Consider the following 15547-nt stretch of genomic DNA (forward strand, 5'->3'; position numbering starts at 1 on the left):
CGGCAGCAATTCCCTCTTTTTTGCATCAAAGAAATGCAATTTTGTTTTTCTTTTTTGCTTCGTAGCGCTCAAATGCCAGTGTGATAAGCCTATCAATAAGCTCCGGGTAGGGCACACCTGAGGCTTCAAACAACTTCGGATACATACTGATAGAGGTAAAGCCCGGAATAGAATTGATTTCATTGATGTACAGGCGGTTGGTCTTGCGCTCTAAGAAAAAATCTACGCGCGCCATTCCTTCGCAGCCTGTTGCACGAAATGCTGTTGCAGCCGCCGCACGCGCCTTTTCAGCCACACGCTTAGGCAACTCGGCTGGGATAATGAGCTGAGACCCTGACTTCACATACTTTGCCTCGTAATCATAAAACTCATTGACAGGCACAATTTCCCCTACTACTGACACCTCCAGCGAGCGATTGCCCAACACACTCACTTCTAACTCTCTTGCATCGATACCCTGCTCGACCAAAATTTTTTCATCGTATTCTCCTGCAAGCTGCAGTGCTTTTTGTAGCTGTGCTCGATTCTTCACCTTTGAAATACCAACTGAAGAGCCTGAGCGAGCTGGTTTGACGAACATCGGGTAACCAATTTTCTGCTCCGACTCTGCCACCACCTCTTTAAGCCGAGCTTCAAGGTCTTCTCGCCAATAAACCAAGTATTTTGCGACATTCAGTCCTGCTGCTTTGAAGCAAATCTTGGAGAACGCTTTATCCATTGTCAAGGCACTTGCTAGCACACCGCAGCCTACGAAGGGAATCTGGTGCATCTCAAAAAGTCCCTGAATTGTGCCATCTTCGCCAAATGAGCCGTGCAGCACTGGGAACGCTACATCGAACTGACTGAAATCAAACTTGAAGCCACTTTTGTCAGCTGCTGCCTCAACTTCTGCCTCGACTTTGTGCAAAGCAGTCAAATCTTTTATGAGTTGCTCGTAGTCTGTTTCCAACACTTTTTGTGAGAGGCTTCTGCCAACCCATTTACCGCTTTTGGTAATGTAGATAGGAGTGAGACGATACTTTTTCGGGTCAATTGCTTTGGCAACTGAACGCGCCGAGATAATGGAAATTTCGTGTTCGGCAGAGCGTCCGCCGAAAATCAGTGCAAGGCGTATTGACATTCCTACAATTCGCTTTCCTGCTTGACTTTCAGGACTGCATTGGCTTTGAAGATGCGGTAATGCTTTAAGTTCTGGTCGCTCTCAAAACCAATGCCGCTTAGTGTCTCTGTTGGTCGCTGAATCGTGACGAACTTATCGGAGCGGATTTTTTGGTCTTTGCTTGTCCACTTTGCGTATTCGGTTCGGACGGTGGTGCAGTCTCGCGTGCGCATTACAACTTGGTCGAAGACCTCAATATCGTTGTTTGGATAGATGATGCCGCGCTTGGCATTCAGCTGGGAAGAATGCTGCCCTTGTGCATCATAGAAGTGCACGACGATGTTGCCGTCCAGTCGTTTTTCTGTGTTCGTATTGCCTTCTCTGGCATACTGCGCTACATGCGGTGCATAAATAGTGGCTTTCATTCTACCTGAATCGGTGAAGACGACTGTGGCTTCCCAAGTCTCTTGCACTGGAAAGTCTTTGGTGATAATCAGCAGGCTCTGACGGGGCGGCATGGTTCGGCTGCTGCACGAAACCAGCACAGCGGTCAGCATCACTGAAAGCCACCTACCAAGCAGTCGCTGCATAGACTTCGGCAGTATTTCTGAACATCTGGACAAGCAAAAAAATTGGCGCAGAACTTTCTGCGCCGTCTGGATTTTTACCAAGCTCAGCTACTTGATTGCATCTATGACTTTGTAGGTCAAGTTTACGCTCTTGTCGCCGTAAAGCACGGGATTTGCAATTCCACCTTTGCTGATGACCAGTGTGTAGCCTTGCTGCTGAGCCACTTTTTCAATCGTTTTGGCAATTTTCTCTTCTACTGGTTTTAGTAGCTCGGCTTGCTTTTGCTGCAACGCTGCACTTTTGGCTTGTTCCAACTGGCGATACTGTGCCAGTTGCGCTTGCAGCTCTTCTTCCTTTTTCTTCTGCTCTTCGGCGCGCATCATTGTTTTCTTGCGCTCATATTCATCGAAGGCGTCCTTGAGGTCTTTCTGCTTCTTTTCCAGTTCCTTCATTGCCTGCTGTTGCTCCTTTTCGAGCTTTTCCTTGATAGATTTTGCTTCTGGCAGCTCGGCAATCACCTTTTCGACCTCCACAAAGCCCACTCTTTCACTGGCTGGTGGCAATGCAGCTACGCCTAGCATAAAGCCCAGTGCAATACCGAACCCTAACACTGCGCCCTTTGCAGCGGGAATGTGTTGCAAGCATTCTTTGATAGATGACATTTTTCCGTTTGCTCCTCCGTTTTGGTTTAGATTCAGCGATTAGACGATGAGCCGCCTGAATTGCGGCGAAAAAGACCGGAGAGTTTCTCCAAAACTTTTTTCGTTAGGTTATGCTCTTCACTGGCATAGAGCAGTAGCGTATCAGACGCACGGTCAAAGACAAAGTCATATCCTTCTGCTACGGCTACTTCCTTTAGCGCCGCAAAAATTCGGTCCTGAATTGGACGCATCAATTCTGACTGCTTGCGGAAGTATTCCCCATTTACGCCAAATTTTTGATTTTGATACTCTGTAATCTCTCTTTCAGCAGCAATTAGCTCACTTTGCTTCTGCTTTTTGATTTCTTCGGTATAGAGAATTTCTCGGGTGCGATATTCCTGAAACATTCTCTCCAGATTTTCTCGCTTTTTTTTGATATCTGCCTGCCACTCGTTGGAGAGCGCTTCCAGCTTCCGTTTTGCGTCTTGCGCTTCGGGTAAGGCGTCAATAATCACTTGCGAATCAATGAAGCCAATTTTCTGCGACTGCTGTGCCGCCACTGGACTTATCATCACCCCAAGCCACAAGACCGCACATATCCACGCCCACCTCATCGTTCATTTATCTCCGCTAAAAATTTTGAGCCGTGAAGGTAGCAAAAAATTTTGCTTTCTTCAAGTCAAAATAAACAAAATGTGAGCGATTTGGCTGCTTGATATATGCAACTTTTGTCCTTACAGCACATACACTATATTTGTCTGCCTATGATTTCAAAGGCAGATGTAGCTATACATCTTCACCAACCAAATGGAGGTAACTAGTTATGAGACCCTTTCTATCTCTCTTTCTCGCTGTTTCCCTTGTAACTGCTGCAATTGGCTGTGGCGGCGGTGGCGCAGCTAAGCAAGCCGAAGATGAATTCACGGAAGTCAAGCAGATGGCGCCTGAGCTTTACGAGTTAGCGGAGCGCATCAATAAGAAGGGTGGCATTGCTGAGGTTTCTTACTCAGAATCTCCGCGTCAGGACTTTGCTGAGCAGAAAGCCGTGATGGAATGCCAGCGCAAAATTTCTGAGCGCTATGAAGCAAAGGTTCAGACCCTCACCAAGAAGTTCGCCGAAGAAATTAGTGGTAACACTTCTGCGGGCGGTCCTGAAATCAACGAAGCCTTCACGAATGTGATGAAAGTATCCAGCAAGAATGTTTTGCAAGGCGCTACAAAGCTTGCTCCGCCAAAAGTCTACAAGAAGAAAGACGGCAACTACCGCGTCTATGTCGTCTATGGTATGGATCCTGATATGCTCAATCAGTCTATCATTGACCAAACCAAGACCAATCCGAAGCTCTACGAACGCTTCCGCGCTTCTCAGGCATACAAGGAACTTGAGAAAGAAATGGCTGAATACGAAAAGTAAGCCAAGTCTGTCACCGCCGTCTCGGAGGGCAGAATCTCTGCCCTCCCTTTTCTAATTTTTAACACTCTATCACTGCTGCAATGTCACAGCCTTTTGTCTGGCTCCTTTCTTTGCTTGCCTTTGCTTTCCCTGCAGTCAGTCGTGCGCAAGTGTATCCAGAGTGGTTTCTCTATCCATCACGCTATCCTAACACTGTGATTGGCTTTACATACAACCGCACCCCAGCGGAAATTGATGCAGCCAGAATGTATTGCGTCTATCGTGAATGCATTGCCAGCGGCACTTACATTGTCTATACCAATGAGCAAAACGACCAGTTTTTAATCCATAGCGACTACTACTATTACTTTCCAGATAGCCTTTTGCAAGTGGTTCAAGACCGCCTCTATCAAATTGACTGCTTCATTACCAGTGTGGCGCGGCGTGATATGGCTTGTCTTTTTTCTCTGGATTCCACCCTTAGTGTGCCACGTAAGTTTCTTGACATCAAAACTTTGCCAGAACCTGATTGGATACAAAAACGCTTCTGGATACAGGATGGCTACCTTTATGGCGTTGGATTTTACCCATCTCGCGGTGCAAAGAATGATGCGTGGAAGACTGCCGAGGAGCAGGCAATGTTTGCTCTCCTTACCAATACTGCTGTAAAACTATACTCCATTCGAATTGATATCCGCAGCACAGTGCCCAGTGAGCGCCTGTATGAGACCGCCACTGCTCTCAAGCTCAAGTTTCAGCTCCGTAACATTGAGGTTGTGGAGCGCTGGAATTCACTCAAGGATGAAATGTTCTATGTGCTGGTGCGCATCAAACAATCTGACCTGCGCTCACCTTTTCTTGTGTCCCGTACTCCTGTTCGTAGAGATTCGCTTCGCGCAAAACTTACGCCTACTCACCAAGCACCATCTCGCAAGAATCCGACTCGTTTTCCCTCTAAGCCCTAAGCCATCTGAAAGTTGCCCCTACCATTTTCACCCTACCTTTTTCGTATCTTTCATTTGCCTAGCCCGTTGCGCAGCCAGCGTTTTACATTCGTGGGAACTTTACTATGAGTAACACATCTTCGTTCGTCATTCTCTTTTTCACCGTTTTTCTTGACCTTATTGGCTTTGGCATTGTTCTCCCACTTCTGCCGAACTATGCGCGTGAGTTAGGCGCTTCGCCTTTGCTGATTGGCATAGTTGCTGGTAGCTACTCTTTGATGCAATTCTTTTCTGCGCCTCTATGGGGCACGATTAGCGACAGAATCGGTCGCCGCCCTGTGATTCTAATCAGCGTGGCGACTTCGACTGTCTCTTACCTTATTTTCTCGCAATCGCACACAGTCTGGCTTTTGCTCCTCTCACGCATATTAGCAGGCATTGGCTCAGCAAACGTAGGGGTTACACAGGCTTACATTGCCGATATCACCACTCTCGAGAATCGCTCCAAGTCACTGGGCATTTTAGGCGCTGCATTTGGACTTGGCTTCGTGTTAGGGCCGCCGATTGGCGGTATAGTTAAATCTGCATATGGTATCGAAGCAGTTGGCTACATTGCTGCACTTCTTACAGGCCTGGACTTGCTTCTAGCGTATTTCTTGCTACCAGAGTCGCTCAAAGAAAAAAAGTCTGGCTCAATGCGCCTTACTTTTCTGCAGATAGATAAGATGGCCAGCGCTTTCCAACACCCTGCACTCAGTCGTCTCCTTATTATTGGTTTTTGCTTCGTATTTGCTTTCGTCAATATGCAAATTTCTGTGCCACTGCTTTGGAGAGAGCATTACGCACTCACAGACAAGGCAATTGGCTACCTTTTTGCGCTTGTTGGCATTATTTCTGTGATTGTGCAGGGTGGGCTAATTGGTCGGCTCTCACGCCACTTTGGAGAACGCAAAGTTCTAACGGCAGGGCTTGCCACAATGTGCGTCGGTATCACCCTCATTCCATTTGTGCCTGAAGGCTGGCTTTTCCCAGCTGGTCTTTTCGTACTTACACTGCTTGCTATTGGGAATGGGTTAGTTACGCCGGTCAACACTTCGCTTATCTCGCTCTATGCGAAGCCAGAGGAGCAAGGGGAGCTTCTGGGCGTTGCGCAGTCAATTGGTTCACTCGGACGCATCTTAGGACCGCTTTCTGGAAGCCTTTTTTATGGTTTAGACCCTCATGCGCCGTATTTAGTTGGTGGCTCATTTTTGCTTGTCGGGCTTTTCCTTTCCCTCGCTCTGTTCTCACTTGAACTTGCGCCGCCCTTGCAAGCGGCGCGTGTGTCTGCTGAAGCTCAAGCCAGATAAGTTCTATCTGCACGACTTAGTTCGTAGCGGAACGCAGGCGTTGGGATTTTAATTGTCATCACAGGGATAGGACTACGCTCTGAGACGCTTTCTGCAATGCTGGGATTGATTAGCTCACTGATTCGCGTGCGCTCATGCGTGGGTAATGCAATCAGGTCCGCTTCAATATCCTCGGCAAAGTTCAAGACTCCAATTTCTTCGCTCTCGTCGTTGTAGATGTTGATAGTGTAGTTCTTAGGCTTCACTTGCTCTACGAAGTCGCGTAGGAGCTTATTTGCAAATCGCGTGCTTTCAAATCGGGCTTGGGTATTGATGCGGACAAGATGAATCTTCGCTCCGAACAGCTCAGCAAAGTGCTGCACCGCCCCGAAGGCCTCTACAGCTTCTTGATAAAAATTTGAGGCAAACACAATGTTGCGAAAGTTCATCGCTTGATGCTCATGCTTAATACTGAGCACAGGGCAAGGCGCATGGTGAATGACGCGCTCTGTTACTGAGCCAATAAAAATTTTGCGTAACCCCGTGATGCCATGCGACCCCATCACAATGAGGTCAATTGATTTGTCGCTAGCGTATTGACAAATCATCTGATATGCTGAGCCTTGCTCGACTGCAATTTGGACGGGCAATTCTGCTAGCGGTGGCTCTTGCGAGAGCGCTTTGAGTTTCTGATATGTTTCACCTACCACACGCTGGCGCTCTTCCATATTCCACATCTCGTGCGCCGCACTGAACGCATACTGCGGCATATCGACCACATGTATTAGGTGCAGCGCCGCTTTAAGCTTCTTTGCAAGTGAAACCGCCGCCTCCATCGCCCAATCAGAGTGCTTGGAAAAATCGGTTGGAACGAGGATGGTTTTCATAGCAACCCCCTGAGAGAAGTGATGTTGAAAAAACTGCTTGCCTTTCGGCAGTTGTGAATTTTGAAAAAAGTTTTAGAAAAGCGAAACCGTAAGTTTTCCAGTGCAAGTTTAACTGTTCCTCTCCCACTTCAATAGGAGAGAGACATGCATTAAATGACTTTTCTCTCTTTTGCGGGGAACGAAGCGGCGCAGACGCTAAAATTCGCAGGGTGCTCAGCTCATCTTTCAATCGGTTTTCTCTTCTTCCAGCACTCTACTTGCCTTGACACTTTCAGGCACCATTGTGCTTGCTGCAATTAGCTCCTGTGCAGACCTTAGTGCCGCATCAGTTACCTCTGAGCCAGATAACAAGCGTGCGACTTCATACTGGTGTGCCTCACTGCTTAGGCGTTCTACTCGCGAGACCGTGCGACCGCCTACCAATTCTTTGCGCACTTGAAAATGCATATCAGCCAGCGCTGCAATCTGCGGCAGATGCGTGATGGCGATAATTTGATGGTAGCGTGACAGGTCTTTCATACTTAGACCTACGGTCTGCGCTATTTTGCCGCTAATGCCAGTGTCAATTTCATCAAACACCAAAATGGGCAGTCGGTCTGACTTTGCCAGCACACTTTTGAGTGCCAACATAACACGCGATACCTCGCCGCCAGACGCTACTTTCACCAGCGGCTTTACATCTTCACCAAGGTTGGTAGAAAGCTTGAATTCTATGCGGTCTATGCCTGTAGCAAATGCGGCGTAGCGTTTGTCTCCGTATCGCAAGTCCCCATCTTGACGCTCCTCACGGCTGAGCTCAACCTCGAACTTGGCATGGGGAATACCGAGTTTGCGCAGCTCTTCAATAATAGCTCGGCTCAGTCGCTTAGCGGTCTCTTGTCGTTTCTGTGAGAGTCTCAGGGCAACTTCCAGTAGAGAGGCATGGCGCTGCTCCAGCTCTTTTTCACGCTTTGCAATTTCTTCTGAAAAATTTGTTGCAACACTTAACTCTGCTCCAATTCTCTGCCGATAGGCAATCACTTCTCGCAGCGATTTGCCTGCGCCATACTTTTTCTTCAATGCTTGCAGGGCTGATAGCCGCTCTCGCACCTCTTCCAGACGCTCCGCATTAAACTCTAAGCGGGAGTTGTAGCTTTGCACAAACTTATTGATTTCATCAACCAAAACCTGTGCTGAGCGCGCATCGGCTGCGACATCTGAAAAGCTTTTATCAATGCGTGACAAGTCTTGCAACAGGTTGCGCACTTGCACCAGACGATTGTGCACTGAGTCATCTGAGCTGTAGAGAATCTCATGGATGTGGCTGGTAACGGAAAACAGTTTTTCGGAGTTCTCCAGCACATTCATTTCAGTTATCAGCTCCTCTTCTTCGTTTTCCTCAGGCGAGACGGCATCAATTTCTCGGATTTGAAACTCCCAGAGCGATTTTTTCTCAAACAAATCTTTTTCTTGCTGGCGCAGTGCAGCTAAGTTCTTTTGGCTTTCCCGATATGCTGCCAGCTCAGCTTGATACTCTTCTACCAAGCCCCCTAAACCGCCGTATTCATCTAAAAGGCGCTGATGCGTCTCCACGCGCAAGAGCGATTGATGTTCGTGTTGCCCATGCAGGTCAATAGAGAGTTCCCCTACAGCTTTAAGTAAAGCCAGCGTGGCAGGTGAGTCATTGATAAAGCAGCGTGATTGACCTTTGGCAGAAATCTCACGCCGCAAAATCATTTCATCACGATACTCGTGGTGGTGTTCCAGTAGAAGATGTTTGACACGCTCATTGTTTGAGGCATCAATCACCGCTTCAATGATTGCTTTGTCAGCCTCTTTGCGCACCACATCATAGCTTGCACGGTCGCCTAAGACTAAGCTGAGCGCACCAATCAAGATTGATTTACCCGCTCCTGTCTCACCTGTAATGATATTCAGCCCGCTGCCAAATTCAATCGTTAGCTCATCAATCAGCGCAAAATTTTTGATGTAAAGCGTTTTCAGCATAGCCTAAACCTATGCGGGGGATTTTGTTTGTCGTTGTCTCTGGCTCAAATATAAAGCATTCATAGCGGATAACTCTGAGGCGAATCTGCAGCCACAAAGTGCATCTCTTTTTTGCCCTTGTCGGAATCAGGGCAGCGATGTAGTTGCACACACATTGCTCGGCAACTTATCCGCTCATATCTCATTCCATAGCGTGCCAAGCCACGATTCAGCCACTGCTCTTTGTAGTGCTGTTGGATTTGCTCTTTTTACAATGTCGTAGGTGTAAGCTTCCGCCAGCTTTACGCTTTTCTCCATCAGTTTGCCGTCTCGGAAAAAGGCAATTTTTACCGTTGTATCGGCCTTGAGCTTTGCTAGCGCTGCCGTGAGCGTTTTCCCCATCAATGATTCGTTATTGATAGCCACTAGCATATCGCCTTTGTCGAAGCCAGCCAGTGCAGCAGGCGACTCAGGCACAACGCTTTCAATTACTTGAAAATCTCTCTCTGTTTTTACTGACGCACCAAAGTAAGGCTGTGGTGCTGGCAGCTTTCGTACTTCAAGCCCTGCTACTGCTAGTGCTTGCTCGAAGGGCAATTCATCGGTGCCATAGACATATTTTTCAAAAAATTCGGCAAAGGACGACTGTCCAACCCGCTCAACCAGCGACTCGAAATCTTTTGCAGAGAAACCGCGCTGCTTCTGAGCAAATTCTGTGTTCAGTAGCCGCATCACATCGTCCAGCGAGGCTTTGTTTGCGGTGCGCTTTCGAATTTCCATATCCAAAATTAGCCCGACTAGCTCTCCTTTGCTATAAAAATTCACGGTGCTATTGGCTCGCCCTGTTCCATATCCCGACAGCCATGCATCAAACGAAGAGAGCGCTAAGGGCTGCACCTTGCGTCCGTACTGGTTCTGCATACTTGTAATGTTTGCTGCCAAGTCACTCAGGTAGCGCTTTGCTGACCAGAGCTTGCTGCGTGCTAAGGTTAGGTCGCCATAGTAACTTGTGAAGCCTTCGGAAACATAGAGCATCGGGGTATAAACTTCTCGTGTGTAGTCGTAAGGCACGAATTCTTTTGGAATGATGCGCTTAATGTTCCAGACGTGATAAAACTCGTGTGAGGTGATGGACAAGAAGCGGTCATAGAATTCAGCCGTATTGACTGCATCAATTGGACCAAGCACGATAGAGGTTGAGTTCTTGTGCTCAACGCCGTGTCCAAATGGATATGGCATAATGTGGTAGAGAAACCAGTATTCCTTTAGCGGCACGTCTTTCATCATCTCAAACTGCGTCTCTACGATTTTTGCAAGGTCTTTTGAAATCTGTGCCGGATTGAAGCGGCTACCGCTGAGCGCATCACCGTTGTGGAAACAGATGTGAAGCGTTACGCCCTTGACCTTTGTAGAGAAAGTTACAAGTGTAGGACTGGCAATCGTTGGCGAATCAATTAAGTCATCATAGGTTTCCGCCGTAAAGAGTCGTGGGTTATCGGTGCGTTGCAGCTGGGTGGCTACAGACCAGCCTTCTGGGTAGTCAATGTAAAGGCTAACGGGTTTGAAGCGCGTCTCAGGTGTGTACATAAAAAGATTTGAGCCATTGAAATACATCTCCTCTCGTCCCACATATGAGTTTCCCGCATCGAGCTGTGCGCCAGCGTAGTATTTGTAGGATACGGTTACCTCACTGTGATTGTCGGTACGCACACGCCAAGTTTGCTTATCAATTTTGGTGGAAAAGAGCGGCACTTTGCCCGCTCGAGCGCTAAACTCCTGCACATTAGCCGCGTAGTTTTGAATCTGGTAGCGCCCTGGTCGCCACGCTGGCAAAATGAAATCCAGCTCTGGCTTTTGCTCTGTGTTCTGCACCGTAATGGAAATTTGGTAAAGGTGCAGGTTTGGTGCGAGTGACTCAATTCTGTATGCCGCTGCATATTTGGGCAAATCGGACTGCTTTGCTGCTTTTGTAGGGCGCAGCGATGCAGATTTTACCGCAGTTCTACTCGCTAAGATAGGCATATCGTTCCACGAGCTTGTTGAAAGTGTGATGATTGTAATGGCAAAAAATGCCTTAGCGTGCATTGCAAGTTTAGTTTTGTTGATAGAGAACGCAACAAAATCCCTATCCTCATTGCGAACAAAGTAGCGCAGAAGATAGTGATTCTTTTCCAAAGTCTCTACAGCCTGCGTATATTGCACCAGTCTATTCGCAGGCATGCGACAATTTCCAACATTACATTAGAAAGGCAAGTAGTAGTATGCCGATAAAGTCGAAAGTCTTCTTCGGTGTCGACCTTGCAGGTCGCATTGATGAACCCACCGGCATTGCTGCCATCTCTGACAAGCGAGAACTTATCTTGGTCAATACGGTCAAGCCTGATATTGCCATCAACAACTACATTGAGTATCACCGCCCCGTGCTGGTCGGTATTGATGCGCCACTTTCTCTTCCCAGTGGCAAATACGGCACATATGCCAGCCGTAAGTGCGACCGTGACCTTACAACTTTGGGGATTCCCACATTTGCCACATCAATGCTTGCTCAACTCACGTTTCGGGCAATTTCGCTGCGCAAGCATTTAGAACCTAGATACGACGCTATTGAAGTCTATCCGCAGGCAACGAAGGCACGCTTAGGCATTGCACCCAGTGGCAAAAAAAATGGGGCGGAGTCACGTGAGTATTTGCAGACAAAACTTTCGCGCTATGTCAAAAATATGCCACGTGCCTCTAAAATCTTGCTTAGCGACGACGAAATTGATGCGATTATTGCTGCCTACACCGCCTATCTACACTTCCACAAGCTCACTGAACCTATCGGCGATAGCCAAGAAGGTGTCATTTACATTCCTGTCCCTGACATCAACAAACGCCTCGCTGAGCTCAATCACACCTGCTAAAACTCGTTCTTGCTAAGTCACTTCGACGGCTAAAAAAACCAACTTTACCCTGAAAACGCACTCTACTTCTTCACAAACATCTCGTCTGAAATACCTGAGTTATGCTTGATGCTGCTCACGACAAGCTGCACATCTGCCATTCCCAGAGACTGCGTAATCTTGAACGGCTGAATGACGCCATCTACGGGCTTGAAGTCTGAAAATGTAGTCGTTACTTCCAGCTCGCCTTGCGGCGTGTTTTGCTTGCGCGTCTCGGAAATCAGCATAAAGTCCTCCGCATCAAAAATGAGCGTCGATTTTCTGCCAGACGGTCGCTCCAACTCTGCTACATAGACAGGCCTGCCTTTCATCATCTTTTTCTCTTTCGCTGTAATTTTGTACTTCAATTCGGCATAGCGATAGAGTTCATTAAACTGTGCATTTTCTAATGCCGCCGACAACTCTTCGCCCGACAGCTCACGCGTGCCACCCATTCCACTTTGCACCACCTTTTTGCCATCGCAATAGACTTCCTGCGAGAACAGCGGTGTTGTGATACTTTGCATCTGCTTGTTTGGAAATTTCTGTGCTTGCTTAAAAGTGCCTTCAATGGTTTGCGGACCTGCAAAGATGTTCACTTTGCCCTCAATCAATCGGTCTTGAATCTTCCTAATTGCTGCTTCGCCACCAATTGCTTCAATGTGTTTCTTGATAAGCTCTTCGCCAGTTAGGTCGAGCGTGAGTGAAATGACAGGCCTAAGGTCTGTGTCGTAGACGCGCACTTTTGCAATTTTTTCTAACTTCGGCTTGATTTCTTTTGCGTCGCCCACGACGATGATGGCTAAATTCTCAGCTTCAATGTATTTCTTTGCAAGCTCTAACGCACGTTCAGGCGTTACGCTGCTGACTTTTTTGGCATATGTCTTGTAGTAATCGGCTGGCAACCCGTAGAACTCAATGTTTTGCAAGCGTGTGGCGTTTTGCTCAGCGCGCTCAAGGCTTAAGAGATAATTGCCTGTCAGATACTCACGCTGGAGCTTAAGCTCCTCTTCAGCAATCAGCTCCGACTTGATGCGACGCATTTCTGACAGAATTTCCACAATCGCTGAGTCAGTTACCGCATTGCGCACTTCTGCACTGGCACTTGTGTAGCCAGAAAGCAAGAGCGCGCTGCCGCCCAAGTATGCCCCATATGTCCAACCGTGTTTTTCGCGCAGATTTTGAAACAGTCGCCCTGAAAAGCCTCCGCCTAATACGGATTCCACCACACCCAGCTCTACGATGTCGGGGTTGTTGCGAGGTATGCTCCGAAATGCAACGCGAATATTAGACTGCACGGAGCCGGGCAAATCAACCAAGTGAATCATCTTGCCGCTTATTTCAGGCATCTCGGCTACCGTCTGCCTTGGCGGTGTGCCTTGCTTCCACTTGCCAAAATACTTCTGGAGCTTTTTGACAATCTCCGCAGTTTTGACATCACCCACTACGGCAATCGTCGCATTGTTTGCAAAGTAATGTGCATTGTAAAAGTTCTTTAAGTCCTCTACTTTGATTGCATTTACGCTCTCTTCAGTTTGAACCTTACCGTAGGGGTGTTCACCAAAGAGCACTTTGCGCTGCAGGTTGCTTGCCAGCGTGGCGGGGGTTTTCTTGCCAGCCGTAATGCTGGAGAGTGTTTGCTTGCGCACAATTTCCAGCTGCTCTTCTGGGAAGGTGGGATTCAGCACTGCATCAGCCAGCAATTCGAGCAGCTTGTCAGTGTATTTGGTCAAACCTGACATCGTGATGAAGGTTGCATCATCACCTGCTGTAGCATCGTAATCTGCACCGATTTTATCCGCTTCTCGAGCAAAGTCTGAGGCTTTCCGCTTTTTTGAGCCTCTGCCCAGTAGCTCAGCCGTCAAACTCGCTAAACCTGCCTTCTCACCGTCGAAGCGACTACCTGCCTTTACCAAAATTCGGACAGTAATAGTTGGCTTGCGGTCTGATTCAATGACGAAAATTTTAAGCCCATTTGGTAAAGTCGTCTCGGTGTAGTTTGGGAACGAGGCTTCTGGCGCAGGTCCTGCTTCGGGCTTTTTGGTGCGGTCAATTTTTTGTGCAAAGCCCGCTTGGCTTACTGCAAAGAGTGCTACCGCTAAGAAAATGAAAATAGACTTCTGCATTGTGCACTTTATTTTTTTGAATTTTTGGGTTCTTACTGTCCTTTTTTGCCGTCAGGCGTCGGGTAGTGAATCAGCGAGCGATTTTTTTCCGTGAGATATTTCTTTGCCACGCGCTGCACATCTTGACGTGTAACTTTGAGGTATTCCTCCAGCTCTGTGTTAATGAGATTCGTATTACCATAGAAGCGATGATAATTCGCCAAACTGCGTGCTCGGCTAAACATTGAGCCAAACGCATTTGCAAACTCTGCTTCCTTCTGGTTTTTTGCCTTTTCCAGTTCCTCGTCTGTTACACCTTTTTCAACCACTTTCTTTACTTCTTCATCAATGATTCTGTCCAGCTCCTTGATGTCTACTCCACGATTTCCAACGGCGAATACAGCGATCATACCCACATTTTCTTGCAGAAACGGGAAGAATGTAGCTTGCACGGCAACCTGTTCATCTTCGACCATTCGCTTGTAGAGCCGTGAGCTTTTGCCGTTAGCGAGAATATTTGCAAGGATTTCCAGTGCGTAGGCATCTTTGTCAGTTTGCGTCGTAGCACGCCAAGCGTGAATGGTTGCAGGCAGTGGCGTATTGTCTTTGACCACTTCGCGGTATTGTGGCTCGGTTTGCAACGCAAAGGTGATTTTGGGTCGCTCAATGTCGGCACCACGTGGGATTTCACCGAAGTAGGCTTCAACCAGTTTTTTGGTTTCCTCAATATCAAAATCCCCTGCAATCGCTAAGGTTGCATTGTTGGGCACATAATACTTTTTGTAGAATGCACGGAACTCGTCAATCGTGGCTTGGTCAATATACTGCGCTTCGCCGATAGGTGTCCAAGCATATGGCGTGCCTGCAAACACAGTTGATGCAAGGTTAAAAAAAACTGTGCCATATGGCTGATTCTCATAACGCAAACGACGCTCTTCTTTGACGACTTGTCGCTGTGTTTCTACACCGACCGAGTCAATCTTGGCGTGCAGCATTCGTTCGGATTCAATCCACAGCGCCAGTTTGAGCTGATTGGACGGCAGGTTGAAGAAGTAGTCGGTTGCATCAAAGGAGGTTGATGCATTAAGATTGCCTCCTGCACCAGAGATGAGCTTGTCAATTTGTCCCCGCTTGATGTTCTCCGTGCCTTCAAACATCAGGTGTTCAAAGAAGTGCGCAAAGCCTGTTCGGTCAGGCGATTCATTTTTGCTACCAACATGGTAGAGCACATATGTGGCAACGACAGGCAGAGAGCGGTCTTGATGCAAAATTACATGTAAGCCATTTGGCAGGTCGTATTCAATGAACTCAATTTTTTTGCGTTTTGGAGGTTGGCTTTTGCTCTGCTGTGCAAGACTGGCTTCCACGCAGAAACATAGCAGTAGTAGCAGAATAATGATGAACTGCCGCATAGTTTTAAGTTTGGTCGGTTTGACAGGACAAGCTGGCGCAAATTTATGCGCTTTCCTCATTTTTTGCGAAATTTTTTTCTTTACCTCTGCAGCGCTGGCAAGCGCAATACGGTTTAGAGGATGTCTAAAATAAAAGTCCCGACACGGTGGTCGGGACCCTCTATCAACAAAACAACAAAACAACAAAGGAGGCTCTGCTGCAAGCAAAAGGGCGCTTGACTGTAGGTGCAGAGTCTTTGATGTGGCAAAGAACAGAGTGTTACCTGAACTGGTGCAAATATA

At 47.6% G+C, this 15547-nt stretch carries 13 protein-coding genes; 4 read left to right on the plus strand and 9 right to left on the minus strand.

Translation table 11 applies throughout. The annotated features are described in order from the left end of the window. Positions 1 to 25: 25 nt before the first annotated feature. From NZM05_00535 to NZM05_00550, 4 genes are all read right to left on the minus strand, one after another. Positions 26 to 1120, minus strand: coding sequence for a D-alanine--D-alanine ligase (locus NZM05_00535; protein ID MCS7012103.1), 1095 nt, complete (start codon positions 1118 to 1120; stop codon positions 26 to 28). A 2-nt stretch (positions 1121 to 1122) separates the two neighbouring features. After that, positions 1123 to 1689 (minus strand): LPS export ABC transporter periplasmic protein LptC, encoded by a 567-nt coding sequence (lptC, locus tag NZM05_00540; protein ID MCS7012104.1) that lies wholly within the window; start codon positions 1687 to 1689, stop codon positions 1123 to 1125. A gap of 87 nt (positions 1690 to 1776) precedes the next feature. Continuing rightward, positions 1777 to 2331 (minus strand): OmpH family outer membrane protein, encoded by a 555-nt coding sequence (locus NZM05_00545; protein ID MCS7012105.1) that lies wholly within the window; start codon positions 2329 to 2331, stop codon positions 1777 to 1779. Between the two features lie 32 nt (positions 2332 to 2363). Beyond that, entirely contained in the window at positions 2364 to 2924 is a 561-nt protein-coding gene (locus NZM05_00550; GenBank protein ID MCS7012106.1) for an OmpH family outer membrane protein, read from the minus strand. A gap of 209 nt (positions 2925 to 3133) precedes the next feature. On the opposite strand from NZM05_00550, the gene NZM05_00555 reads away from it, so the two are divergent. The 3 genes from NZM05_00555 (at position 3134) to NZM05_00565 (ending at position 5996) form a co-directional block, all read left to right on the plus strand. Further along, positions 3134 to 3724, plus strand: a complete 591-nt coding sequence (locus NZM05_00555; protein MCS7012107.1) for a hypothetical protein — start codon at positions 3134 to 3136, stop codon at positions 3722 to 3724. Between the two features lie 80 nt (positions 3725 to 3804). Next, the gene (locus NZM05_00560) at positions 3805 to 4668 is read left to right on the plus strand and encodes a hypothetical protein (protein ID MCS7012108.1); all 864 of its coding nucleotides are present in this window, start codon (positions 3805 to 3807) and stop codon (positions 4666 to 4668) included. Positions 4669 to 4772: 104 nt separating this feature from the next. Further along, the gene (locus NZM05_00565) at positions 4773 to 5996 is read left to right on the plus strand and encodes an MFS transporter (GenBank protein MCS7012109.1); all 1224 of its coding nucleotides are present in this window, start codon (positions 4773 to 4775) and stop codon (positions 5994 to 5996) included. Here NZM05_00565 and NZM05_00570 read toward each other — a convergent pair. From NZM05_00570 to NZM05_00580, 3 genes are all read right to left on the minus strand, one after another. After that, entirely contained in the window at positions 5984 to 6862 is an 879-nt protein-coding gene (locus NZM05_00570) for a universal stress protein (protein MCS7012110.1), read from the minus strand. The genes NZM05_00565 and NZM05_00570 overlap by 13 nt on opposite strands. Before the next feature lie 225 nt (positions 6863 to 7087). Further along, on the minus strand, positions 7088 to 8848 hold the full coding sequence (recN, locus tag NZM05_00575) for a DNA repair protein RecN (protein MCS7012111.1): 1761 nt from the start codon (positions 8846 to 8848) through the stop codon (positions 7088 to 7090). A 174-nt stretch (positions 8849 to 9022) separates the two neighbouring features. Then, positions 9023 to 11047 (minus strand): PDZ domain-containing protein, encoded by a 2025-nt coding sequence (locus tag NZM05_00580; GenBank protein MCS7012112.1) that lies wholly within the window; start codon positions 11045 to 11047, stop codon positions 9023 to 9025. A 41-nt stretch (positions 11048 to 11088) separates the two neighbouring features. Between NZM05_00580 and NZM05_00585 the strand changes: the two genes are divergently transcribed. After that, positions 11089 to 11730 carry a DUF429 domain-containing protein gene (locus tag NZM05_00585; GenBank protein MCS7012113.1) on the plus strand — a complete coding sequence of 214 codons (642 nt, stop codon included), beginning with the start codon at positions 11089 to 11091 and terminating at the stop codon, positions 11728 to 11730. 62 nt (positions 11731 to 11792) lie between these two features. On the opposite strand, the gene NZM05_00590 is transcribed toward NZM05_00585, so the two are convergent. After that, positions 11793 to 13874, minus strand: a complete 2082-nt coding sequence (locus tag NZM05_00590; protein MCS7012114.1) for an insulinase family protein — start codon at positions 13872 to 13874, stop codon at positions 11793 to 11795. 32 nt (positions 13875 to 13906) lie between these two features. Beyond that, complete coding sequence (locus NZM05_00595) at positions 13907 to 15265, minus strand: insulinase family protein (protein MCS7012115.1); 1359 nt, start codon at positions 15263 to 15265, stop codon at positions 13907 to 13909. Positions 15266 to 15547: the final 282 nt, after the last annotated feature.

The sequence above is a fragment of the Chloroherpetonaceae bacterium genome, assembly GCA_025056565.1.
In the GTDB taxonomy this organism is placed as follows: domain Bacteria; phylum Bacteroidota; class Chlorobiia; order Chlorobiales; family Thermochlorobacteraceae; genus Thermochlorobacter.

Bases quoted from the DNA above. Each gene is read 5' to 3' on its own strand.
- NZM05_00565 (MCS7012109.1), top strand. From the start codon at position 4,773: ATGAGTAACACATCTTCGTTCGTCATTCTCTTTTTCACCGTTTTTCTT.
- NZM05_00595 (MCS7012115.1), bottom strand. From the start codon at position 15,265: ATGCGGCAGTTCATCATTATTCTGCTACTACTGCTATGTTTCTGCGTG.
- NZM05_00545 (MCS7012105.1), bottom strand. From the start codon at position 2,331: ATGTCATCTATCAAAGAATGCTTGCAACACATTCCCGCTGCAAAGGGC.
- recN (MCS7012111.1), bottom strand. From the start codon at position 8,848: ATGCTGAAAACGCTTTACATCAAAAATTTTGCGCTGATTGATGAGCTA.
- NZM05_00590 (MCS7012114.1), bottom strand. From the start codon at position 13,874: ATGCAGAAGTCTATTTTCATTTTCTTAGCGGTAGCACTCTTTGCAGTA.
- NZM05_00560 (MCS7012108.1), top strand. From the start codon at position 3,805: ATGTCACAGCCTTTTGTCTGGCTCCTTTCTTTGCTTGCCTTTGCTTTC.
- NZM05_00580 (MCS7012112.1), bottom strand. From the start codon at position 11,047: ATGCCTGCGAATAGACTGGTGCAATATACGCAGGCTGTAGAGACTTTG.
- NZM05_00585 (MCS7012113.1), top strand. From the start codon at position 11,089: ATGCCGATAAAGTCGAAAGTCTTCTTCGGTGTCGACCTTGCAGGTCGC.
- NZM05_00570 (MCS7012110.1), bottom strand. From the start codon at position 6,862: ATGAAAACCATCCTCGTTCCAACCGATTTTTCCAAGCACTCTGATTGG.
- NZM05_00535 (MCS7012103.1), bottom strand. From the start codon at position 1,120: ATGTCAATACGCCTTGCACTGATTTTCGGCGGACGCTCTGCCGAACAC.
- lptC (MCS7012104.1), bottom strand. From the start codon at position 1,689: ATGCAGCGACTGCTTGGTAGGTGGCTTTCAGTGATGCTGACCGCTGTG.
- NZM05_00555 (MCS7012107.1), top strand. From the start codon at position 3,134: ATGAGACCCTTTCTATCTCTCTTTCTCGCTGTTTCCCTTGTAACTGCT.
- NZM05_00550 (MCS7012106.1), bottom strand. From the start codon at position 2,924: ATGAGGTGGGCGTGGATATGTGCGGTCTTGTGGCTTGGGGTGATGATA.